This window comes from Planktothrix rubescens CCAP 1459/22 (assembly GCA_904830895.1).
Taxonomy (GTDB): Bacteria; Cyanobacteriota; Cyanobacteriia; order Cyanobacteriales; family Microcoleaceae; genus Planktothrix; species Planktothrix agardhii.
In genome coordinates this window covers 432,848-456,318 of sequence record LR882958.1, presented here as the reverse complement: position 1 = coordinate 456,318, position 23,471 = coordinate 432,848, and the positions used below count along the sequence as shown (strand labels likewise).

The window sequence follows — 23,471 nt, the reverse complement described above, 5'->3', positions numbered from 1 at the left end:
AATGAAAATATTATGAAAGTTTAAAGATTATGTTGTCAATAATTGCTCAAAAGTCCTTTTGTATGCGGTTTTGGGGTATTTTTTTCGGGATTATGTTAACGGGATTAAGTAGTTGTACTCAAGAAAAAATAAATAATTCTGTTAATAGTAATCAACCGAAAGTAGTATCAACCAGTACCATTATTGCTGATTTAACTGAACAAATTGCTGGGGATGAAATTGAACATCTAGGAATTTTAAAACCGGGTACAGATCCCCATGTTTATGAACCTGTGCCTCAAGATAGTATTGCTTTAGAAAAGGCGGATTTAATTCTTTATAATGGTTATAATTTAGAACCGGGATTAATTAAGTTAATTCGGGCGGCGGGAACTCAGGGAAAAAAAGTGGCGGTGGGGGAAGTGGTTAAACCTTTGGATTTTCAATATAAAGGACAAAAACAACCCGATCCTCATGTTTGGGGAACGGCTAAAAATGCTATTTTAATGGCGAATAAAATTAGGGATGAGTTGATTATTTTATCTCCTGAAGATCGGGATATTTTTACTAAAAATGCGACAAAATTGACCCAGGAATTAACTCAATTAGATATTTGGATTCATGAACAAATTGCCACTATTCCCCCTGAAAATAGAAAGTTAGTTACAACCCATGATGCGTTTCAATATTATGCTCATGATTATAAATTAGAGGTGATTGGGACATTAATTGGGATTAGTACGGAAGAACAACCGAGCGCAAAAACTGTTAAAACCTTAGCAAGTTCGATTCAGAAAGCGGGGGTTCCAGCTATTTTTGCAGAAACTACAATTAACCCTCAATTAATTACAACGGTTGCGGAAGAATCGGGGGTTAAATTAGCTCCAGAGCAGTTATATTCTGATTCTATTGGTGCTCCAGGGAGTGCGGGAGAAACCTATATTAAAATGTTGGTTAAAAATACTCAAACTATTGTGGAAGCATTGGGGGGAAAATATACTCCTTTTAATTCCAATTAAAAGTTAGTTGTTGCGCTTAAGCGCAATCTTTATGAGGGCGCTGAAGCACAACAACGAATGTTTTTGGTTGTTGGGATGAGTGCTTTTATAAAGAGTGCGCTGAAGCGCAACAACGGGCAACAACGGGCAACAACGCAATAATTTTAATCATTCAGGACTTGATAAATATTAATTAACTGTTGACGTCCGTGTAATTGAACACGACCAACATAACAAGTAGTAAACTTACTATCAATTTGTTTATGGGTTTCTTCATTAATTAATATTCGACAGATTCCTTGATTATAAAAGGATTTATCATAACTTTCTAAGCGAGCCGCAATATTAACACTATCGCCTAAAGTTGTATATTCCATTCGTTGAGAACTTCCCAAACTTCCAGTAACTACAATTCCGGTGGCAATACCAATTCTCATAGAAATTATGGGTTGATTTTGTTGTTTCCATTTTTGATTCAGCGATCGCAATTTTTCCCCCATTGCTAAAGCACAGGATACCGCAGATGTGGCATCTTGGGCAATTTCTTGATCAGAATTTCTCGGAATAGGAACCCCAAAAACCGCCATCACAGCATCCCCCATAAATTTATCCACAACTCCATCATGTTCAAAGACAATATTAGCCATAGCATTCATATATTCATTTAACCAATTCATTAACATTGCTGGTTCCATTTGTTCAGCAATGGTACTAAATCCTTTAATATCAGTAAATAGGACAGTAGCAATCATTTTCTGTCCCATAATTTGACCTTTTTCTAATAAATCCTCTCGATTTTGCCAAATAGTTTCGGCAATTTTGGGATTTACATAACGTTGAAATAAAGTCATCACCATTTTCCGATCTTGACGTTCAACATTAGCAATATAAGCTGTTACCATCATTCCCGAACTAACTAATGCTAATAAAGGCGAAATTAAGGGTAGCCACCATCCACTTAAAAATGCTCCGTAGGAAATCAGAATTAAACTCCCGGTCGCTAAAATTAAACAATAAGCCGTCCAACGAGTTCCGCCATAAATCCAACCTAAACTACTGCCTAAAGTTGACCAAATAAAGACCCAAAACCACTCTATTCGATCCGGCCAAACATAAATTAATGGTCGTCCGTCTAAAGCACTACTAATAATTTTACTGGCAATATTAGCATGAATAATCACTCCAGGAGTTCGGTCACTGATACTAAATAAATTACTGGTATAGGGAGTAAAAAATAAATCATTTAAACTTTGAGCAAAGGGGCCAATTAATACAATTTTATCTCTAAAAAAATCCGGGGGAACTTGATTATTTAAAACCTTGGTTATGGAAATAGTCTTAAAATTATCCTGAGATCCTCGATAATTTAATAGGATTTGATAACCCTTATCATCGGCGCGAACATAACCCCCATCATTTTGAGTAAATCTAATAAATTCGGCTTTTCCTAATTTCACCTGATGATTTGCCGTCATTTCCGGCGTCACTCCTTGAGCTTCCAAATACATCAGAGCAAGTCTCGCCCCCAAATTAAGAATAGTAGGACTGTCTGGAGGTTTTATTGATAATAATGCTCGACGAATTTTGCCATCGGCATCTAAAATTAAATCCGCCGCTCCCACTTGATCTTTCTCTTTTAATATAGGTGGAGGCTCAATAGAAGATCGATTTTGATCCTCAACAACTTTTTCTACACCAATTAAATTTGGAGTATTTTTAAAAACATTAACTAAATCTTTATTCCCGGGTTCAACGGGTAAATTTCTATAAATATCTAAGCCAATAGCAACGGGGTTTTGTTGCTTGATTTTTGTAATTAATTGTGCTAAAATAGCATCGGGAATCGGCCATTGTCTGAGCTTTTTTAAATCTGGTTCATCAATCGTAACAATGACAATTCTGGGGTCGAGAGATTCCAGGGGTCGCCAACGGACAAATTGATCAAAAGTTGCCCAATCTAAAAGTTGTAAAAAACCCGTACTTTGCAAGGCAATGACTGAAGCGGTGATCAATGGACTTAACCATAAATAACGGAATAACTTCAGCCATTGCCAAGAAACTCGCAGTCTTAAAGTATGAAGTCTGAAGGCGGTTTTTTGAGGTTTCATAACTTCATACTGCTGCATGGGAGTTGAACCTTAATTAATTATCAAGGGCATTCATAAAGGGCTGATTAGCAATCGTTTCTAAACCAACGGATTCCAAAAGTTGTTGCCATTCCTGAGTTAAATTGCTATCGGTAGGTTGAGTTTGACGTAATTTAGCTAAGGTGGCTAAACTCTCAAACCAAATCCCATTTTCAGCATAAATTTTAGCCTGTTCTAAGGGTTTAGCTTGTTGCAATTTTGCCGTTAAGCTGGCATCGGGTTCGGTTCTTTTGATTTCCCCAGTTACAAACACAACTTTAGGTTCGGCGGTATTTTCCGCATTACAAATTACCCCAAATGACCAACGATAGGTTTGACCAATTTTTAAAGGAGGGGTATCTTTGGGAAGTTGAATACTAACAATTCCCTGTTGATCAGAAATTGCTAGATTGGTTTGGTAAATGTCGTTATTGTTTTGATCTTTTAGACTAAAAGCCGCTTTGGTTGCGGGAATTGGGGGAACATAGAAAAAGAAGGTCGGAGTTGCCGCCATAGTCAACCCTTTAATATCGGTTTGTTTACTATTCGGCTGAGTCGAAAAAGCCGGAACTAAAGCCATTAAGGGGGGGTTGATTCCCTGGACAACATTCGGACATTGACCGCGAGAACCTCCTCCGGCGGTGCGGCTGGGCATTCCTTCCCCGGCTGGGGGTTCAAAAGCCATACTGATTTGGGTGCCCTCAGCACTGTTAGGCTGGGCAATAACAGACAGTTGAGGAACAAAAGCCCCTCCTACAAGGGTCAGGAGAGACAGGCTAATCCAATGTTGGTGCAAATATTTTCGGGGCATAAAAGTACAAGTCTCCAAAGAATACCAATAAATGAGGGAATTGGATTTAACGGGACTGGCTTGAGATTAATTTGTCCCGGTTGATGCACTAATCTTTTAATTTTATCAAAAACCAATCTAAAAACCAGGATAGTAACCGCACTTAAATCTTTGATCACCTAGGGTCAGAGTCACAAATTTACTGCCAATTTCCCACTAAAACAAAGGGAGCCCAATAGTAAGGATCTTGATACTGAGGCTGTTGTAACAGCTTTAACTGGGCTTGACGCAGGGCTTGAGATTTAGTGACTTGGGGCTGGATTAATTCCCGATAAAATTCTGCCATCAAGGAGGCCGTGGAGGTATCGTTAACTTGCCAGAGGGTGGCCAAGGTACTCCGCGCCCCGAACGCACGGCTACCCCCGCTAACCCCAAAGCAGCCCGTTGATCTCCGGTGGCGGTTTCGCAAGCACTCAGGACTAATAATTCTACGGGGTTTTGTTCTCCGGGTTGACGACTACGAAGCAGATAATCTAAATCTTTAACATTAATTCGACTGTCCCAGGTTAATAAAAATGTGTCTTCGGCTTTAGAACTAAATTGTCCATGGGTGGCTAAATGTACAATAGGAAAGGCGGTTTTTTGAATTTGTTGTTGCACAGCATCCCGGGTAAATTGTTGATTAAATAAAACTTTTGTGGGAATATTTTCTTCAATTTGTTGGATTTCTGAGGCTACCCCAGGTAGGGCGGAAAATCCTTGGCGAGCTTCACTTAATCCGAGGGTTAATGTTTGCAGTTGATTAGGTTTTAGGGAGCGAAAAGCCAAAAGTTGTAAACCTGGAGTTAGGGCTAGATTATAGGTTTCAACTAGATATTTTTTACCATCATATAGGGCAGCCATGGGGATATTCCGCAGGGAACCATCTAAGACAAAAACTAAGGTTTTAATCGAATTATTTTTGAGATCCTGTTCGGCTGCACGAATCAGCCATTCATAAACCTGTTGGGATAATTGTAAACGCTCTTTTGTGGAAAAAATGGGTTGGAAAGATAGTCGTAATTTACTCAGGATATTTTCAACTTGTGCTTGAGGAATTGTGGTAGAATAGTGTTGTAAGGGTTTACCGGAAATTGAGATAATTACTTCTAAGCGATTCGCTAAAATAATCGGATAAATTACGGCGGCTTGGGAATCTATTTGATCAATTTGTTGGGGTTTGATTTCTTGATCTAAACAGGCTTCTTGGAAGAAGTTATCGAGTTCTGCGAGTTGCAATGATTCTATCAGTTCCCGGGCGGTTTTTAGGTTTGCTTGGCTGGGAGATTGTAAGATTAAATCGACTAATTCTCGATAGACGGGTTCCACACTTTCCCGAAAGGAAAACTGCACATTTTGGTTAATAGCTACTAGGTCTTTTCTCAGGGATTTTAGGCTATTAACGGCTTCTGTATAGGCCGCGATCGCTTGTTCTTTTTGATTTTGTTGTTTCAGGAGTCTTCCTAACTGCCATTGCCATTGATAGGCAATATCGGAGGCATTAATAGATTGGGCAATTAATAATGCTTTTTCTGTTAACTCTTGGGCTTTTAAAGGTTGTTGATTTTGTTCATAAAACTTGCCTAAACTTCCTAATGCGTAGGATTCTGCTCGCAAATCCTGTAGGTTTTTAGCATCTTGAATTGCGGTATTTAATAAAATGATAATTTCAGAAAAATTAGCATCTGATTTTTTTGCAACTTTGATTAAATAATTACTAAAATTAACCTGAGCATAAATTGAACTGCGACTGACGGGAACTTGCGGTAGAAAAGATTGAATTTGATTAGATAAACTTTCTGCTTCCGTTTGTTTATTTAAGTCAATGAGCAAACTATATTGATTAATTAAGGCTTGGATTTTCCCCAAAGCATTAGGAGCAGTTTCGGCGGCATTTTGATAATATTTTAAAGCCAAATCTAAATTGTTTTGACTGCGATTAAGATTAGCTAAACTCAAATATACTTGACTTAATAATTGCAGGTTATTTAAGGTTTTAGCTAATTCCAAACTTTGTTGTAAAACCGTTTCAGAAGTTGTTAAATCTCCCACCTGTTTTAAGGTATTTCCTAAATTTAGTAAAGCCGTGGCTTTAATTAAAGAATCCGGTTGTGATTTTAAAGTTTCGTTGACTTCTATTAAAGTTTGTAAAGATTGTCGATAAAGTCCTAAACTTTGTAAAGCCATCGCTTGATTAATTTGATTGGTAATTGTCCCTAATAAATTTCCCGCTTCCTGATAAAGTTTAAAAGATTGTTTCCAAGTTTTAATCGCCTGTTCCGGCTGTCCTTTTGTTAATTGTAATTGACCTTGAATTTCTAAGATTTGAGCTAAAATCAAAGGTTTTAAAGATGAATCCTGAATTAATCCCAAACTTAATTCCAGGTTTTTTTCGGCTTGATCCCATTGTCCTAATTGTTGAAATACTAAAGATAGATTACTTAAAGCTATGGCTTGATTTACCCGATCTCCCTGTTGAGAAAAACCTAAAATTGCCCGTTGCAAAAATTCAGCCGATTGACTATATTGTCCCTGAGTATAATATTGTTTTCCTTGTTGAAATAACGCCGTTGCATCCTGGGCATTATTTTGAACAATATTATGATCTGTCAGAGGTTGATAATTGCCTAAAGTCAGGGTGAAATTATTGAAGAATACAATAGGTAAAATTCCTAAACTCATTAAACCTTTGTTTAACATAATTAACCTCTTTCTATATTTTCCATTCTCTGCTATAATACAATTATAAATTGATTCTAACAGGATCAGTTATTGTTTTTATTTTCGTTATTGAAATTTATGTGGGGAAACATGGCTAACTTATTAGTGACCGGGGTGGCAGGATTTGTGGGATTTCACCTGTGTCAACGTTTGTTAGACCGAAGAGACACCATCATCGGAATTGATAATCTCAATAATTATTATGATGTTTCTCTAAAACAAGCCCGTTTAGAACAGTTAAAAAACCGATCAGGATTTTCCTTTAAAAAATTAGATTTAGCGGATAGAGAGGGAATTAATCAGTTATTTGCTCAAGGAAATTTTGAACAAGTTGCCCATCTTGCCGCCCAAGCCGGGGTCAGATATTCTTTAAAAAATCCCTATGCTTATATTGATAGTAACCTAGTGGGATTTCTGAATATTTTAGAAGGGTGTCGTCACTCCCAAATTCAACATTTAGTATATGCGTCTTCGAGTTCTGTTTATGGGGCGAATAAAAAAATCCCGTTTTCAGTAGAAGATAATGTAGATTACCCGATTAGTTTATATGCAGCAACAAAAAAATCCAATGAATTAATTGCCCATAGTTACAGCCATTTATATCAGATTCCGATGACAGGATTGCGATTTTTTACCATTTATGGGCCTTGGGGTCGTCCCGATATGGCGATGTTTATTTTCACAAAAGCCATTCTCGAAGAAAAACCCATTGATGTGTTTAATTATGGCAAAATGCAACGGGATTTTACCTATATTGATGATATTGTAGAAGGAGTAATTAGAACATTAGATAGAATTCCCCAATCCGGTGAAAATCCCCATACAAACGCACCCTATAAACTGTATAATATTGGGAATAATCAACCGATTGAATTATTACATTTGATTGAAGTCTTAGAAACGGCATTAGGTAAACCTGCAATCAAAAATTTTATGCCCATTCAACCCGGAGATGTCCCGATAACCTATGCGGATGTCGATGCTTTAATTCAAGATATAGACTTTCAACCCAATACTTCTATTGAAGTCGGAGTCCAAAATTTTGTAGACTGGTATCGCTCCTATTATCGGGTTTAAAAATAGCGTTTTTAGGCTAAAATAGGCAACCATGGAAACTATTTATTTAGGTTGCTCACAGAGGAAAACCGTACTTCATAGGTTGGTATATACACCCTGGAGGAGATTGGCGATTTTATTTACAATTCGTTACACTGAAGTTATGAAAGACCAGAGGTTGAATCTACTTCTGGATTAGTATAAGAGGTAGCCAATATGAATGGCTCTATTCGCGTCGGTAATTTATTCGGTATCCCATTTTATATTAACCTTTCTTGGTTTCTGATTCTGGGATTAATGACCCTCAGTTATGGGGGAAATTTGGGATCTCAATTTCCCCAATTAGGTTTAGGACTGTCATTATTCCTCGGATTAATTGCCGCATTGCTTCTATTTGCTTCGGTTTTAGCCCATGAATTAGGACATAGTTTTGTAGCAATCAAACAAGGAATTCAGGTTAAATCTATTACGTTATTTTTGTTTGGGGGATTAGCCGGGTTAGACCAAGAAGCGAAAACTCCCGCCGGGGCTTTCTGGATTGCCATTGCTGGGCCGTTAGTCAGTTTATTGTTATTTTTGGGGTTGCATTTTATTGGCTCCTATTTGCTAGTAACAGGGCCTTTATCGGCTTTAGTTAATCTCTTGGCTTATGTTAATTTAGCCCTAGCAATCTTTAATTTAATTCCCGGTTTACCCCTTGATGGTGGGAATATTCTTAAAGCTTTGGTTTGGAAAATTACCGGGAATCAATATCAGGGGACTCTATTTGCAAGTCGAGCGGGTCAAGGATTAGGTTTAATCGGAATTTCATTGGGATTTTTACCCCTGTTAATCTCCGGTGGGTCTCCTAATTTCTGGACAGTTTTGATTGGGTGGTTTGTATTTAGTAATGCTGGGGTTTTAGCCAAAGATGCCAAGCTGCGGAATAAATTATCGGGTTTTACCGCCGAGGATGCCTTAGTGAATCAAAATTCCGTGGTTTCTCAAGACATTTCATTAAGAACTTTTGTCAATGATTATATTATTGGTAAACCGGCAATTCAACAATTTTTAGTTATCAATGAAGTAGGCAAATTAGTCGGGCAAATTAGCGGAGATGACCTTAAACCTATTCCTACAGCGCAATGGCCTGTAACTCATATTGAAACAGTCATGAAACCCGTTGTTACAACAATTATTGATGCTAAACAATCCCTATTAGAAGTAGTGAATTTATTGGAACAACAACAGTTAAATGAAGTTACGGTGGTTCGGAATGGGGTGTTAGTGGGATTTATTGAAAAAGCATCAATTCGTCGTTTATTAGATGAATCGACTTCCTAATCGTGATGGCGATTGCTATAACTCAAACCTTTGAATAATTAACAGTTTCTGAGCACCCACTCCCATATCAGTTATATCAGGACAAGAATTAATCACACCTTCATTTTGCCAATAATTGACTAATTCTGCTCCTGTTTTTGGTAGATTCTTAACAATTTCTTCACTCAACAAAATCCGTAAAATATAGTCAGACAAAGATAAATTTAGTTGAGATGCTTCTGTACTTAGTTTCTGCTCTAGTTCTGGAGGTAATTCAATCATTATACTCATATTCGCTATTTAATAGAGTTTTTTTCGTAATCATAACATAAGTTAAGACAGGGCGGGTTTAATTAGCAACCGGGTTTTTGCCAAAAACTTTACTATATTAATTCCTTAGTGCCTTAGTGCCTTTGTGGTTCCTTTTACCGTTAAAAAAATGGCAAAGGGATTGAGAATTAAAAACCGAAAGCTATAACAAAAACCCGGTTTCTGGATTTAAACCTTTGCTAACGCTTCAATTGCGGCTTCTAATGCTAAGGAAATATGTGTCCAATGGGTTCCTCCTTGACAGAACACAATATAAGGTTCTCTTAACGGCCCATCGGCGGAAAATTCCGAGGTACTCCCATCAATAAAAGTGCCCCCCGCCATGACTAAATGACTTTCATATCCGTGCATTTCTGCGGGTACAGGTTCAAGATAGGAACCAATCGGAGAATATTGTTGAATCGCCCGACAAAAGGCAATTAACTTATTAGGAGAACCCAACTCAATGGCTTGAATCACATCCCGTCTTGGTTCAAATGGTAAAGGATTAACTCGATAACCTAATTGATTAAAAACATAGGAGGTTAAATGGGTTCCTTTAATTGCTTCTCCCACCATTTGAGGCGCTAAAAATAACCCTTGAAACAGAATCCGATTTTGATCAAAAGTTGCCCCTCCACTACTCCCAATTCCCGGCGCTGTTAATCGACAGGTCGCCGCTTCGACTAAATCTTCCCGCCCAGCAACATAACCCCCCGCTTGTACAATAGTTCCCCCCGGATTTTTAATTAAAGAACCCGCCATTAAATCCACACCAACGGCCGTTGGTTCCCGATTTTCAATAAATTCTCCATAACAATTATCCACAAAACAAATAGTATGGGGATTCTGTTTTTTAACAATATTAACAATTTTCTCAATCTCATCAATAGACAAACTAGAACGCCAAGAATAGCCGCAGGAACGCTGAATTAAAACCATACGGGTTTTAGCGGTTATTGCCGACCGTAGACCCTCCCAATCAATTTTTCCTTGAACAGTTAGCTCCAATTGGCGGTAAGATATGCCAAAGTCTAATAATGAACCTTGACCTTGACCGCGCACACCGATGACCTCCTCCAAGGTATCGTAGGGAGTGCCAGTTACCGCCAGCAGTTCGTCCCCAGGACGCAAACAGCCAAATAGGGCACAGGTAATGGCGTGGGTTCCAGAAACAAACTGCACTCGTACCGCAGCAGATTCGGCCCCCATAATCTCGGCAAAGACTTGATCCAAGGTTTGACGTCCCAAATCATCGTGGCCATAGCCTGTAACACCTGCAAAGTGGTGAGTTCCAACTCGGTAGCGACGGAAGGAATCTAAAACTCGTTTAAGATTATGCTTGACCTGCGTGTCAATACCAGAAAAAATCGGAAATAGTTCCTGTTCTGCTTCTTTTAGCTGTTCGATGCTGGATATCATCACTGAACTCAATCAATTTGTGGGCGGTGCATATTATGACGCAAATAGGACTCTTTTGTTAAAAAAAAAGCTCGAATTTTCGTTTCTTCATGACGATTGCAACTTCACCTCAATATAAGCCCGACTGGATCACCATTGCTTTTATGGTGTCACTCCATGCTGCCGCGCTGCTGGCATTTTTACCCGGTAACTTTAGCTGGCCCGCCGTAGGTCTAGCTCTATTTTTACATTGGGTGACGGGAGGCTTAGGAATTACCCTAGGATTTCACCGCCTGGTTAGCCATCGCAGTTTTGAGGCTCCCAAATGGCTAGAATATTTTTTAATTTTTTGTGGAACCCTCGCTTGCCAAGGAGGGCCGATTGATTGGATCGGGTTACACCGTCTCCATCATCAATATTCCGATTACGATCAAGATCCCCATGATTCCACAAAAGGTTTTTGGTGGAGTCACATGGGCTGGATGTTGTTCCATACTCCGGCGGATGAAGAAATTCCCCGTTTCACAAAAGATATTTCCGATGACCCAGTATATCAGTTCTTCCAAACCTACTTCTTGGTAATTCAAGTGGTATTTGGATTCTTGCTGTATCTAATGGGCGGTTGGCCTTTTGTGGTTTGGGGTATTTTCTTTCGGGTGGTGGTGATGTTCCACTGCACCTGGTTTGTGAATAGTGCTACTCACAAATTTGGCTATCAAACCTACGAATCGGGGGATTCCTCACGTAACTGCTGGTGGGTCGCCGTTGTTACCTATGGTGAGGGTTGGCATAATAATCACCATGCTTTTCAATATTCCGCCCGTCACGGTTTGGAATGGTGGGAAATTGACTTAACCTGGATGACCATTGCGCTGTTACAAGCGTTGGGGTTAGCCCAAAAAGTAAAATTACCCCCCGCCAATGCTGAAGCCCAACGTATCTAAAATTGCCGATTACCCTGAACAACGTGCTTCAGGGTCATTAGGGCTTCTAAACCTATTAACCCCCGACGATATCCTTTCTGGTTAGAAATTCCCAGAAAAATTGCGTCTCCTCGGTTCAAGTGACGGGAAAATCGAGGAGACGCATTAATAAAGGTCAAGGCACTATTGACATCCTGCGCAAATTTTCGACTCTCGGAATAGGATTCGGTGGCTAAACAGTTTGCGTGACCGCTACTATTGGTATTCATCCAAATAATAGCTTGTTGTAAATGATCTACCCTTTTAAAAGCAACGGTGCGAGTTAAATAAGGTCTTGACCATTCTGTTGTTTCTGCTAAAATTAATTCCGAAAATTCTTGAGCGAGCCCTTCATCCCCCCGCAGTTCAAATCCAGCTTCCCGTAAGTTATTCCATAATCGCACTAGGGATGAGCTTTTTTGATTAGGATCAATCAAAACTTTTTCAATGGCATTAACGGCATCCGGTTTACCATCATGACTATCTAAGATCATCCATCGCGCCGTATCCACACTTGCCGTAGATGACCAGTATAAATAACAATTTCCCATGGCGGAACGCAAGACGGGAACCGTAGATTGATTTACGACCTGCTGCACAAAATTGGGGCGACCGTAGGGAATGACTAAATTGATATATTTGTCTTGAGTAATTAACTGTTTAATCGGAGTATGGGGTTCTGACGGCAGCATTTCTAAACAGCCTGGGGGAAGTCCCGATTCCTCTAAGGCGAGTTGCAAGGTTTGAACAATCATCTGATTAGAATGGCTGGCTTCTGTTCCCCCTAACAGCACTAGACTATTAGCGGTTTTTAAACAGAGTCCCGTCGCAATCGCCGCTAATTCGGGGAAGGCTTCATAAACCAACGCCACTACCCCCAGGGGAATCGGTTGAAAGTAGGTTTGTCCCTGTTCAAGTTGATAGGAAGCACTCATCACCCGACCAATGGGATCGGGCAGTTGTCCCAGACGCTCTAAAATTTGAACGGTGGTTTCTAAGCGTTCAGGGGTGAGTTTCAGCCAGTCGGTGATTAATTCCGATAGCCCTAGGTTGCGACTGGCTTCTAGGTCGAGGGTATTGGCTTCTAGGATATCATTCTGTCGCGATCGCAAGGCTTTCGCCATCAGTTGCAAGGCGAGACTCCGATCTACCCCTCTGGTTTTGGCTAATTCAAAACTAGCAAGGTAAGCACGACGCAAAGGATTATCGGTCGGAAGGAGAGAGAAATCATCAATTATCATGCCGCTAACGCCTGTAAGCGAGCCAAACCATCAATGCGGGTAACATCGCCAACACAATAGCAACCATCGCCCATAACACCAGATTTGGCCCAGGTGAATACAAGGCTAATGGTAACCAGATCACTAATGGAACTAGGAGCATCCCCAAAGCCATGGGTAAATAGTGGGCTTTTAACCCAGGACTGGCTCTATTCCATTGATGACCTGTCCAACGCCAAGCCTGTTTATAAGGATAATGGGTGGCGAGTTGTTCTAAGCAATAACCACTCTCATCGACAACAAAAATTTGCTGACAGCGATCGCAGCCAAAGGCTTCTGTCAGCGCAATCGGAACCAACCGCCCCTTTCGCCGACAGGGACAAGGATAATCCCCATTCAAATCAATCTTTTGAGCTTTTTGGGATGGCACAAGCGATCCGTTAATTTAATAATGTTTTTACAATAATTAAGTCAAAACTGGCTATTGCCAATTATTATACTCAACTCCATCCTTCCCAGTATCCTTCCCTCGTTCCCAACTTCCCCTCGTTCAAGCAAGTGATCGGCACTGTCACACTCTTATTTGCTTGTTGATTCTCATTTAAAATTGCCAAAAATTTCAATAATTTTAATGAATTTTCACACTCTCTCTAATGTTTTTCCGAAAAGTTGAGGTTTGGGTAAAGGCTCATCATTTTTCAACGCCGACTCTATCAGTAGTTCTAAAACTTCTTGTGCATTCTTTAACGCTTCTTCATGGGTATACCCATGGGTGTGACAATGTTCTCCCCATTCAGGAAGGCTGACCACATAACACTGATCTTCTTCTGACCATTGAATAATGATAGTATAAGAGCTTTTCATCGTTGTTGATCCTCCTTGATTTTAGCAAGTGTATTTAAAGCATTTATAACATCTCGTTCTTGATAGGGTTTGGCATCATTCCCATCCTTTCCTGATAAGATTACTTTTCCTGACAAAAGATAATGTGACCATTTTGTATGGCTTCCTTTACCCGGTTCATCAGTAAAACCTGCTTTCAGAAGAAGGCTTTTTAATTCCCTAATTTTCTTTGGCATTTTTCTAGGTTAGCTTAATAGGCATAATTTTAATCGGTTTTTGGCGGAAGTTTGCATGAGATTAACTGATTATATTCGAGGAAAAAGGTAGGGATGTCGATAATTTTAATTAATCTTTTCTTCTTTTAATTCTTCAGTTTTTTCTTGAGAGGTTAACTCTTTTTGCACTGCATTGGGTTCCATGATTAGAGTCTGAATCGGTTTATTTGAACTGTTTATATTGTCGTTTTGCTGTTGATTATTTGGATTTTGATCGTTGGATTGGATATAGAACCAAATTCCCAAAGCTAAAGAGACGCAAAACAATATAGCTAAAACAGATATAACTATTCTTTTTTGAATAGATCCTTCATTTGCTTTTCTACCTCCTTTTGAATGTCTATCATCGCTTTGTTTATACCCTTGAATATTTTCTCGAAAGTTAATTTCTTCTTCTTTTTGACCTCCGCGTTCATCAACAAAATTTGCTAATCCTCGCCAAACTTTTGCCTTTTTAAAATCAGCACGACTTTGAATTCCTGTAACTACTACTAAAGGTCTATCTCCTTCAGGTAAGGATCGTTCTTTTAACTCATCTGCTAATTGTTTAATAGTATCCTTAGAGTTTATCTCTAATTTCTTGTCTAATGATTTAGAAGGTGAGCAATTCTCTGGCTCTTTTTCTAAAAGGGATCGTAGAGATTCAAATTTTACATCAAAACCGTTTTCTTCTCCAGCAGGTACAGAATTCTCTATAGTCTCCTTCAGTTTAATTTCACCAGTATCAGATAAGAAAATTTTACTTAATAAAATTTTACTAGCTAAACTACGAATTTTTGCCTCATTAACATGATCATCATCATCTTTTAATATCCATGCAACAGAAATACGAATAATTCTATTTTGGTAATCTCGTCTTTCAGAAGAAATACCCGTCACAATTAATACGAATGCCTCCCCTTTTCGACCTATTAGGAGTGAAGGAGAATCTTGTTGCAACAAGCCAATAAAACTTTTAATAATATTTGGCTTTTCAATAATTTTTAGTTGTTCATCAATCCAATTGTAATCATGTTCTGGAGATTTACCAGCACTCTCAACAAAAATTTTCATCTTTAGCTCCTTAACCAAGTTTATAAGTATTTTTCTCCTTGAAGTTATAAGTATTTTTCTCCTTGAAGAACAACAAAGCCATCTTTTGGATTACTTTTGCAATTCTCAGCTACTTTTTGCGCTGCTTGCTTAAGATCTTGATCCAAATTAAAAAAAGCTCGAATAAATCTAAAAGGGCCCCAATGGTAATTACGGTTATATATTTCTAGCTTGAGTAGAAATCGGAGTATATACCTAAAAGGCTGTTCACTATCTTTAGGGCTATATTGTGCATCATGACAAATTTTATGAAATTTAAAATGAGGATATTCTTTACCCCCTTCTTGGATCACATCAATGCCAGAAAAAACCACTGTTCCTACCGTTTGAACGGGAGTAATAACACTAGCCACCCAAGGATATACAAGATCAGAATTTAAAAATCCCAGTAAGGTAGAATATCCCTCTCTAACACGGCGCAATAACTCTTTTTTAGACTGTTCATTTTTAAGATAGGTTTCACACTTAATTGGCACAAAAATTATTAAGCGCGGTTCTTTTAGCTCTTGAAAAGCTCTAGCAATAAAATCTTTAATTTGTTGAGGTCTATTAATTAGATCATGATATCGACCTTTTTTTTCTATTAATGCTGGTGTATCAATTACTATCAACAAAATTCCAGATTTATTCAGGATTTCTTGAATTTTATTTTGATCAGAAATATTTTTTCCTCCTAAATATCCTCCCTTATAATCTTCAAATTTTAAACTCATTGATGGTTTAGAACCTTTTTTCCCAAAGTTAAAGGTATAGGAAGTAAAATCGTTATCGCCTTGAAGTCCTCCTGTAGCTTCAAAGTCATCTAATAAACTTTTTAACTGACCTAATTTCTCTTGTAATTTTGCAGAGCTTTTTAGATCAGGAATTAGTTGTAAATTAGTTGTACCAACAGTATTTTCAAACTGATCATACATCGCTGTTAATAAGCTAGTCTTACCGACTCCTTTAGCTCCTAACATTGTTATTTTAATTTCCTGTGACATTTAAGTTAAATCTCCTAAGCTATAGGTTTAAAAATTGTATGAGTTGAGGTTGATTGCATTGAGAGACTTTTTCAAGTAACTCTAGCCATTCCTTTTGGAGCTTCCTGTTGGCTTCAATTTGTTGAAATTCCAGCCAAATTAAACTCTTATTTTGTTCAAGGAAAGTTTGCCATTCGTCTTTAACTCCATCAGCGCGAAAAATTCGGTCACTAAATTCTTCAACAATTGCAAAAGCAGCTTGACTAGGTTCTGATAAAATATCTTCTAAAGTATCCTCACAATTATAGACTACTTTAGCATGAGCTACTCTTAAAATATCTAAAATTTGTTTTGCTGAAGATTCACCAGAAAGATGAAACGCAGTTAGTTCATCCGGCGTTAAGATATCTAAGTTTTGACGGATACGGTGCTGTACTAACCCTCGGTAAGATAGCTCAAACTCAGCTAACATTTGAAACCCAAATTTAATTTTACTCGGCTGTTGATAAATCAACTGTTCAGGAATTAAATTAGCGATCACTTCGATTAACTTCTCTTGCCTTGCATCAGTTAATTGGCCTAAATATTTAACAAATATATCCCCAACCTGAGCCTTAACTTCTTTCATTGAAAGTTTTAACCCTTCATCTAAACCTAAAAAATGTTGTGATAAATTAGCTCTAATTTTATTTAAGTAATCAGGGTAAGCAATCTGATAGCCTCCTAACTCTGCTTTTTTACTTTCAATTTGTTCAAGATCGGGTAGCCCTGTATCAGTTCTACAAATACTAAGAACTTCTTCTAACTTATTCTTAAAAGCAATATCTTCGTTTTCTCGTTTATTTCTTAAATCTTTAAGTAGCTTGTCTAATGCAGTTGTCATCTCATCATAGGCTTTATTAAACAGGGGTAGAAATCGAGATAAAACAGATGAATCAATCCTTTCCTGTCCAAAATATTTTAGGGCTTTTTCTAACTCTACCTGAATTGATACCTGAAGTTCCTTAATTCTAACTTGGTAAATTTCTGTGTACTTTTCATCCATTTCGTTAATTTTATTAGTTAAATAGTCTAAAACCATTTCAAGAACTTGGCTAGATTCTTCATAACTAGAACAATCAGCTATTTCACAATGAACAAACTCCATTGATTTATTTAAAGGGCTGGGTTCTGATTTTTTCTCTATCTTATCCTTAAAAGTTAGGCAAAGATCTGATTGTTGCACATCATCGCTAATATGATTGATCAGTAAAAAAGCTCGCTGAGGTAAATCCTTAACAACCTGATTTGCTTTATCATATAAATCAGTATCATTTTTTTGCCATTGATCTCCCATTCCATCAGGACGACGAACAAACAAAATAATGTCAACTTCTTGCCCAATTGTTTGTAGCATTAATTCTTCATCGCCTAACTTAGTATCTCCCAAACCAGGAACATCAACTAAAGCAATTTTCCCAACATCAGGATTTCTGAAACAGGAATAAATTTTAACTTCCTTAACTGCTAAATGATGAAAGTAACCGCTTCGATTTTGCGTAATATATTGAGGAATCTCTGTTTTGCTGATATGGATAACTTGTGGAGTTTCTCTAAGTAAAGAACGATATTTGCTCAAATCTTGATGATATTTTTTTAGATGCTCAATCATTTCTCGATTTGTTGCCCCGGTTAACAAATTTTGTAACGGTCGAGCAAATTCATCTAAAGTTGTAGGTAATGCGCCTAATCTTAAGTGGTGAAAATAAGGATGAATAACTTCTTTAAGAAATGAGTGTTGAGAATGGAATATTACTCTAGCATAGGTTTCACCATCATGATGATAAACGGTACTACGAACTGCGGTACAAGCCTCACCAGGTAGAGAAGGAATTTCATCATTCGTTAACCCGCTTAAAGTTTGTAAGAGACGACTTTTACCTTGTCTCATCCGTCCTACAACACCAATATTTAAAGTATCTCTGGAAAACCGTTCTCTGAGTTTATATAATGCCCCTAAATTTTCAGAAATGTCATTTTGGAATTGGGAAAAGTCAAGGTTTTGTAACTTTTCTTGAGTAGCCGGATCGTCAATTTTACTTAATAGTTGATGTCGATGTTCTTCTAACCGATAAAGTTCATCCGTGAGATTACGGAGATTAGTTTCTACCTGAGCAATTTTCTGAGCGAGGGGTTTCCGCTTACCGATAATTTGATTAATTTTCGCTGTTCTGTCCATATTTTTTTTATCAGCTATTTTCTATAACCTTAGCCGTTTATTGATTTTTTGACAACCTTAGCTACAGAAAAAATTAGAGGTTTTTCTCTTACACCTGTCAGTTATATGACTTACCTAGTGGGACTTAAACAAAAATCAAGCCCAAATCAAGCCTAAACTTGCTTTGTAGGCTGCAAATACATCCCTATTATTCTGGAGCCACTCCACAAATCGAAAGGAAATCGCTGTGCGGAAGGCTTCAAGGGCATCAGCAAATGTGTTTAAAGGTTTGTTAGCCCATCGACGTCTTAACCCTCCAGTTAAACTATGCCAGAGAATAAAAGTATAGGCACAAAATACCAAAATCCAATGTCTGATTAGACTTCTTTTATCTCGGACTTGATATTCTTTCAGCCCCAACCAACCCTTAGCTTCCCTGTAAAAAACTTCTATCCAATTTCTTTGTGAATAGGTCGTTACTATCCATTCTCCTGTGGCTTTTGATGCCTCAACATTAGTCATTAAATAATCAATATCACTGGCTTGGTCGAAAGTGGCAGCATTCATGACGATGGCTATTACTTTCTTCCCTGCATACTTTGATAATTCAATTTCTTTTGTTGCTACCCACACAGTTCTGGGTTTTTCTAGTTGGAGTTGAATTTCACTAAAAGCTCCTTGGGGCAACGATTTGGCTAAATTATCTAATCGAGTTTCCTCTGTTTTATCTTCCCCCTTTTTGAGGATTACCTTTCGATTCTTGGCGACTCCCCCTATATATTTTAATCTTTTTTTCTCTAACTCTTGTAAAAAATTTGTGTTATTTCCATACCCGGCATCTGTTAGCACAATTCCCGGTTGATATCCTCTCTCTAAGCTCCTTTCTATTAATTCTAATGCTATTTCCGGTTTCTTTTTAAATTCCGGGTCAGCTTTTCCTGACGGTAATGACTCGGCTTTTTGATATAATTCTATATCTAATGGTAGGCTTTTTTTGCCATCGTATAGATGGCTCGTTACTGCTACGATTCCATTGTCGGTTTTTCCGATTTCTCCGATGTATTGTCGTCCCACTCCATCAGTAAAGTTCCCGCTTTTTCGATGTCCTGAATCATCAATAATTAGGGCAAATCCCCGACTAATCTGGGTTTGCTTACACTGATTCATCACCTCCAGGCGACGCTGATTCAGTTTCATTGCTAACCAGGGAGCTTCGGTTAAAAAGTGGTGTAATCGGTGGTAAGCTACTCCTACGGAGTTATTCGCCATTTGCGACAGGTTTTTTCGCTCACTTTCTCCCAATAATCCCCCTAAATAGTTCCTAAATTCCCGTTTTTGGGCAAGATGACCAAATATATCGTCAAATCTTTGACACCATCGGTCAAAGCAGGGGGGCATCGCTGCCGGGGTTGTCTCTTTCATTCGTTATTCTTGAATGTTATGTGCTTGCTACATAATCATTATCATCTATTTCTTCCCTTATTTTTGTTTAAGTCCCACTAGAAATCGGATTTCTCGGATACCTTATGTAGAGTTTATTGACACCCCTGAACACAAAAAATCAGGTTTTTTGAACAGTCATGAAAAAATCCTCAGTTAACCTGATGGGGTCAATCTGAGGATTTGTCATGGCACTAAAGCGCCAACTATAAAGTTTCTAAGCGGGTGATGGGATTCGAACCCACGACATCAACCTTGGCAAGGTTGCGCTCTACCACTGAGCTACACCCGCAACTCGTTCACCTTTTCTATGATTCCAAAAATCTTGAGATTTGTCAACCCCTTTTCCAAAAATTTTTAGAACCTGAGAGATTAAAGGGTTTCCGAATGCTGTTTTACCCGTTCCCCAGTTAAAGCTGGACTAGCACTCCCAGATAAAACCGCCGTAGAGTCCACCGTTGTTGCTGCACTTTGCTTAATTTGACGCATTAAATTCGCCATCTCAATCGCATCCATCGCATAGTTCCAACCGTAATTAGCCTTGATTCCGGCTCGTTCTAGGGCTTGCTGCATGGTGTCGGTGGTCAGAACCCCGAAAATCACTGGAACACCCGTTTGAAAGGCCGTAGCCGCGATGCCTTTGGAAACTTCCGATGAGACATAATCAAAATGGGGTGTTTGTCCCTTAATTACGGCCCCTAAACAAATAATTGCATCATAGCGACGGGTTAGGGCCAACTGATGAGCCACTAATGGAATTTCAAAACTACCCGGAACCCAAGCATAATCGACTTGTGTTCCCTGGGGATCGGGATCAATCCCATGTCGTTTTAAACAATCTTGACATCCTTCTAAAAGTTTGGTTGTGATCAAATCATTAAACCGACCAATCACCATGGCAAACCTTAAGGAGTTTGTCTGGGTAAAATTTCCCTCAAAAACTGCCATTTTTATTATCCGATCCTTTTTGTTAACAAAAGTTAACAAATATATAATTTAAGAAATAAATCGCTAGGGAATCTTAGGTTAAACCGCTTAGGGCAATTGTCCCAAACCGTCTAACTTTCAATTCCCCTTCTGAATTAAACCACTAGGTAGTTTAATACACCAACTAAAATCACTAACACGAACCAAAGACCGGAACCCACATAAAGCAAAGGCTTAGATTGGCTCCAGTATTGGGGGGAGGCATAGGCAAAGGGAACGCCTACTACCAGTAAAAAGGATAAAATCACCAGTGCCGCAAGGACAACTTGAAACAGAATTGTTAACATTGTTTTTTCCCAACTTGACTTGGCAGTAAGTAAAAATACTGCTGACAGGCTCACCGAATCCTGTTTAGCGGTTTAATTATTAAAACTACCAGAAATTGCCACTCGTGAGAAGAAGTTAAACGGTTAGTCCAGGGGAGGTGGGACTTTGTTGATTTTTCGTTACAAAAATCTAAAATTGCCCTATGGTGATCTCAGACGCCTATGGGGAGTGACGAAAATTAATTAAGAGTTTGATGAGAATCACTGTGAAATCCCGGAGTTATTCTTATACTAACTAAGAGGTTAATAAAAAAACAAATATTCCTAACCTGATTTTACTCCCTCTGTTTATAAATGGCCATCATTAAATCATTTTCCAGGCTTTGCCTAAAATCATGGATGGTAGGGCAGTATAAGTAATATCACCGGAACGGAAAAGCTGAATCCTACGTCACCCCCGATCAAGGGTGTCGCGTTGGTTAGCTAACCCCCGTAAGTGCAGCCTCTGATTACTGGAGCAACTGAGATAGAAACTATGCCAGCCACTAAAATTGATGCCGAGAACAACTTAAACCCCTCTTTTCAGGACTATTCTGAGCCTGATGAGGTAATGAATCAGGATCTTGAGCCTGATTTGGATGATTTAATTGATTTGGAGATAGAGAATACCAGCGATGTCAAACTCCAGAAGCCCAACAATAATCGTCGTACAACAGATTTAGTTCGATTGTATCTCCAAGAAATTGGTCGGGTGCGTCTGTTGGGGCGGGATGAAGAAGTATCAGAAGCCCAAAAGGTACAGCGTTATCTGAGGTTAGTTGACTTACGGGACAATGCTGCCGAGCAGGATGAGGGACTGATCAATACTTATGTGCGATTGATCAAAACCCGGGATAAATTATCGGCTCAGTTGGGTCATCGCCCATCTTTAGAGCGATGGGCAACAACGGCTGGGGTTGATGTAGCCGAACTCAAGCCGATGTTAGCAACAGGAAAAAGGTGTTGGGCAGAAATCGCGGGTTTGACCGTTGAGGAATTGGATCAGATTCAAACCGAAGGGATACAGTCCAAAGACCGGATGATTAAAGCGAATTTGCGTTTAGTGGTATCGGTGGCAAAGAAATATCAGAACCGAGGTTTAGAACTACTAGATTTAATTCAAGAAGGAACTTTAGGATTGGAACGGGCGGTGGAGAAGTTTGACCCGACCCGGGGATATCGTTTTAGTACCTATTCTTATTGGTGGATTCGTCAAGGGATTACCCGGGCGATCGCTACCCAAAGCCGCACGATTCGTCTTCCGGTTCATATTACCGAAAAACTGAATAAAATTAAAAAAGCACAACGGAAAATTTCCCAGGAAAAAGGTCGTACCGCCACCATTGATGATATTGCCCATGAGTTAGAAATGACTCCGGTTCAAGTCCGAGAAGTGTTGCTTCGGGTTCCCCGTTCTGTGTCTTTGGAAACGAAGGTAGGAACGGATAAAGATACGGAATTAGGGGATTTACTCGAAACCGAGGAGGTCACACCGGAAGAAATGCTGATGCGTGAATCTTTGCATAAGGATTTACAAAACCTTTTAGCGGATTTAAGTAGTCGGGAACGGGATGTGATTTTGATGCGCTATGGTTTGGGGGATGGACACCCCTATTCCCTGGCGGAAATTGGTCGGGCACTGGAATTATCCCGGGAGCGAGTCCGTCAAATTGAGGCTAAAGCTCTACAAAAACTGCGTCAACCTAAACGGCGTAACCGGGTTCGGGATTATTTGGAGTCTTTGAGTTAATCCTTAATCGTTTATAGAATGGGCTTTCATAGCTCCCGATAACTATAGTTATCGGGAGGTTTTAGTTTCAATAACTGTTTTTTTGATAATCCAGAAATTTTTTGTGTATCATTGTCAGTATGCAAGCTTTATTGAAAACAAAACAATTGAGCGTATGGCTTTATATACAACAGTCTCTTTTAAATCCGAACTTAATGATAAGGGTTGGCGGTTGACGCCCCAACGGGAAACGATTTTACAGGTCTTTCAGAATTTGCCGAAAGGAAATCATCTGAGTGCGGAGGATTTGTATACTTTACTTAAAAGCCGAGGGGAAGCGATTAGTTTATCGACTATTTATCGCACATTAAAATTAATGGCGCGGATGGGGATTTTACGGGAATTGGAATTGGCTGAAGGCCATAAACATTATGAGATTAATCAACCCTATCCCCATCACCATCATCATTTAGTTTGTGTTCAGTGTAATAAAACCCTTGAGTTTAAAAATGATTCTATTTCTAAAACCAGCATGAAGCAGGCGGAGAAATCGGGGTTTCATTTATTAGATTGTCAGTTAACTATTCATACGATTTGCCACGAGGCTTTACGCATGGGTTGGCCGTCTTTGATTTCTACTAATTGGTCGTGTTCAAAGGTGATCGCTGATGGGCCTTCTGAAATAGACGAAATTGAGTGTCAATGATCAGAGATAAATTGTAGAGACGTGCCATGGCA

General features: G+C 38.9%; 20 protein-coding genes, 1 tRNA gene and 1 pseudogene. 6 read left to right on the top strand and 16 right to left on the bottom strand.

Features of this window, described 5'->3' with window-relative positions; genetic code table 11:
* Window positions 1–29: 29 nt before the first annotated feature.
* The gene (locus tag NMG86_RS02200; protein ID WP_026798734.1) at window positions 30–998 is read left to right on the top strand and encodes a metal ABC transporter solute-binding protein, Zn/Mn family; all 969 of its coding nucleotides are present in this window, start codon (window positions 30–32) and stop codon (window positions 996–998) included.
* Window positions 999–1,141: 143 nt separating this feature from the next.
* Here NMG86_RS02200 and NMG86_RS02195 read toward each other — a convergent pair whose 3' ends face one another.
* From NMG86_RS02195 to NMG86_RS02185, 3 genes and pseudogenes are all read right to left on the bottom strand, one after another.
* On the bottom strand, window positions 1,142–3,103 hold the full coding sequence (locus tag NMG86_RS02195; protein ID WP_026796913.1) for a CHASE2 domain-containing protein: 1,962 nt from the start codon (window positions 3,101–3,103) through the stop codon (window positions 1,142–1,144).
* 16 nt (window positions 3,104–3,119) lie between these two features.
* Window positions 3,120–3,914, bottom strand: a complete 795-nt coding sequence (locus NMG86_RS02190) for a DUF928 domain-containing protein (RefSeq protein ID WP_026788477.1) — start codon at window positions 3,912–3,914, stop codon at window positions 3,120–3,122.
* Between the two features lie 178 nt (window positions 3,915–4,092).
* Window positions 4,093–6,614 (bottom strand): annotated as a pseudogene (locus NMG86_RS02185) (CHAT domain-containing protein).
* Window positions 6,615–6,743: 129 nt separating this feature from the next.
* Here NMG86_RS02185 and NMG86_RS02180 point away from each other — a divergent pair.
* The gene (locus NMG86_RS02180) at window positions 6,744–7,730 is read left to right on the top strand and encodes an NAD-dependent epimerase (RefSeq protein WP_026796912.1); all 987 of its coding nucleotides are present in this window, start codon (window positions 6,744–6,746) and stop codon (window positions 7,728–7,730) included.
* A 195-nt stretch (window positions 7,731–7,925) separates the two neighbouring features.
* Window positions 7,926–9,032, top strand: a complete 1,107-nt coding sequence (locus tag NMG86_RS02175) for a site-2 protease family protein (RefSeq protein ID WP_026796911.1) — start codon at window positions 7,926–7,928, stop codon at window positions 9,030–9,032.
* 15 nt (window positions 9,033–9,047) lie between these two features.
* On the opposite strand, the gene NMG86_RS02170 is transcribed toward NMG86_RS02175, so the two are convergent.
* Together NMG86_RS02170 and NMG86_RS02165 are read right to left on the bottom strand one after the other, a co-directional pair.
* On the bottom strand, window positions 9,048–9,302 hold the full coding sequence (locus NMG86_RS02170) for a hypothetical protein (RefSeq protein WP_026794927.1): 255 nt from the start codon (window positions 9,300–9,302) through the stop codon (window positions 9,048–9,050).
* A 207-nt stretch (window positions 9,303–9,509) separates the two neighbouring features.
* Window positions 9,510–10,742 carry a methionine gamma-lyase family protein gene (locus NMG86_RS02165; RefSeq protein WP_193372463.1) on the bottom strand — a complete coding sequence of 411 codons (1,233 nt, stop codon included), beginning with the start codon at window positions 10,740–10,742 and terminating at the stop codon, window positions 9,510–9,512.
* A gap of 89 nt (window positions 10,743–10,831) precedes the next feature.
* Here NMG86_RS02165 and NMG86_RS02160 point away from each other — a divergent pair, with 89 nt between their 5' ends.
* Entirely contained in the window at window positions 10,832–11,665 is an 834-nt protein-coding gene (locus NMG86_RS02160; RefSeq protein ID WP_026788471.1) for an acyl-CoA desaturase, read from the top strand.
* On the opposite strand, the gene NMG86_RS02155 is transcribed toward NMG86_RS02160, so the two are convergent.
* The 11 genes from NMG86_RS02155 to psbZ all read right to left on the bottom strand — a co-directional run bounded on the left by NMG86_RS02155 (window position 11,662) and on the right by psbZ (window position 20,986).
* On the bottom strand, window positions 11,662–12,924 hold the full coding sequence (locus NMG86_RS02155) for a glutamate-5-semialdehyde dehydrogenase (RefSeq protein ID WP_026796909.1): 1,263 nt from the start codon (window positions 12,922–12,924) through the stop codon (window positions 11,662–11,664). The genes NMG86_RS02160 and NMG86_RS02155 overlap by 4 nt on opposite strands.
* A gap of 4 nt (window positions 12,925–12,928) precedes the next feature.
* Window positions 12,929–13,333, bottom strand: coding sequence for a hypothetical protein (locus NMG86_RS02150; RefSeq protein ID WP_026794931.1), 405 nt, complete (start codon window positions 13,331–13,333; stop codon window positions 12,929–12,931).
* A 209-nt stretch (window positions 13,334–13,542) separates the two neighbouring features.
* Window positions 13,543–13,767 carry a type II toxin-antitoxin system HicB family antitoxin gene (locus tag NMG86_RS02145; RefSeq protein ID WP_026794932.1) on the bottom strand — a complete coding sequence of 75 codons (225 nt, stop codon included), beginning with the start codon at window positions 13,765–13,767 and terminating at the stop codon, window positions 13,543–13,545.
* Window positions 13,764–13,982: a type II toxin-antitoxin system HicA family toxin gene (locus NMG86_RS02140; protein ID WP_026788467.1), complete on the bottom strand. Its 219-nt coding sequence runs from the start codon at window positions 13,980–13,982 to the stop codon at window positions 13,764–13,766. Before NMG86_RS02140 ends, NMG86_RS02145 begins: the two co-directional genes overlap by 4 nt.
* A 105-nt stretch (window positions 13,983–14,087) precedes the next feature.
* Window positions 14,088–15,074: a hypothetical protein gene (locus NMG86_RS02135; protein WP_026794933.1), complete on the bottom strand. Its 987-nt coding sequence runs from the start codon at window positions 15,072–15,074 to the stop codon at window positions 14,088–14,090.
* A 44-nt stretch (window positions 15,075–15,118) separates the two neighbouring features.
* Complete coding sequence (locus tag NMG86_RS02130; protein ID WP_026794934.1) at window positions 15,119–16,096, bottom strand: hypothetical protein; 978 nt, start codon at window positions 16,094–16,096, stop codon at window positions 15,119–15,121.
* A gap of 19 nt (window positions 16,097–16,115) precedes the next feature.
* Window positions 16,116–18,293 (bottom strand): dynamin family protein, encoded by a 2,178-nt coding sequence (locus tag NMG86_RS02125; RefSeq protein ID WP_026796908.1) that lies wholly within the window; start codon window positions 18,291–18,293, stop codon window positions 16,116–16,118.
* Window positions 18,294–18,428: 135 nt separating this feature from the next.
* The gene (locus tag NMG86_RS02120) at window positions 18,429–19,694 is read right to left on the bottom strand and encodes an IS701 family transposase (RefSeq protein WP_026796362.1); all 1,266 of its coding nucleotides are present in this window, start codon (window positions 19,692–19,694) and stop codon (window positions 18,429–18,431) included.
* A 238-nt stretch (window positions 19,695–19,932) separates the two neighbouring features.
* Window positions 19,933–20,004, bottom strand: a tRNA-Gly gene (locus NMG86_RS02115).
* An 80-nt stretch (window positions 20,005–20,084) separates the two neighbouring features.
* A complete protein-coding gene (gene ribH, locus NMG86_RS02110) occupies window positions 20,085–20,660 on the bottom strand; it encodes a 6,7-dimethyl-8-ribityllumazine synthase (RefSeq protein WP_081694431.1) in 576 nt (191 codons plus the stop codon).
* Window positions 20,661–20,794: 134 nt separating this feature from the next.
* The gene (psbZ, locus tag NMG86_RS02105) at window positions 20,795–20,986 is read right to left on the bottom strand and encodes a photosystem II reaction center protein PsbZ (RefSeq protein WP_026788463.1); all 192 of its coding nucleotides are present in this window, start codon (window positions 20,984–20,986) and stop codon (window positions 20,795–20,797) included.
* A gap of 514 nt (window positions 20,987–21,500) precedes the next feature.
* Between psbZ and sigC the strand changes: the two genes are divergently transcribed.
* Together sigC and NMG86_RS02095 are read left to right on the top strand one after the other, a co-directional pair.
* On the top strand, window positions 21,501–22,754 hold the full coding sequence (sigC, locus tag NMG86_RS02100) for an RNA polymerase sigma factor SigC (protein ID WP_026788462.1): 1,254 nt from the start codon (window positions 21,501–21,503) through the stop codon (window positions 22,752–22,754).
* 154 nt (window positions 22,755–22,908) lie between these two features.
* On the top strand, window positions 22,909–23,439 hold the full coding sequence (locus NMG86_RS02095; protein ID WP_026788461.1) for a ferric uptake regulation protein: 531 nt from the start codon (window positions 22,909–22,911) through the stop codon (window positions 23,437–23,439).
* The last annotated feature ends 32 nt before the right edge of the window (window positions 23,440–23,471 follow it).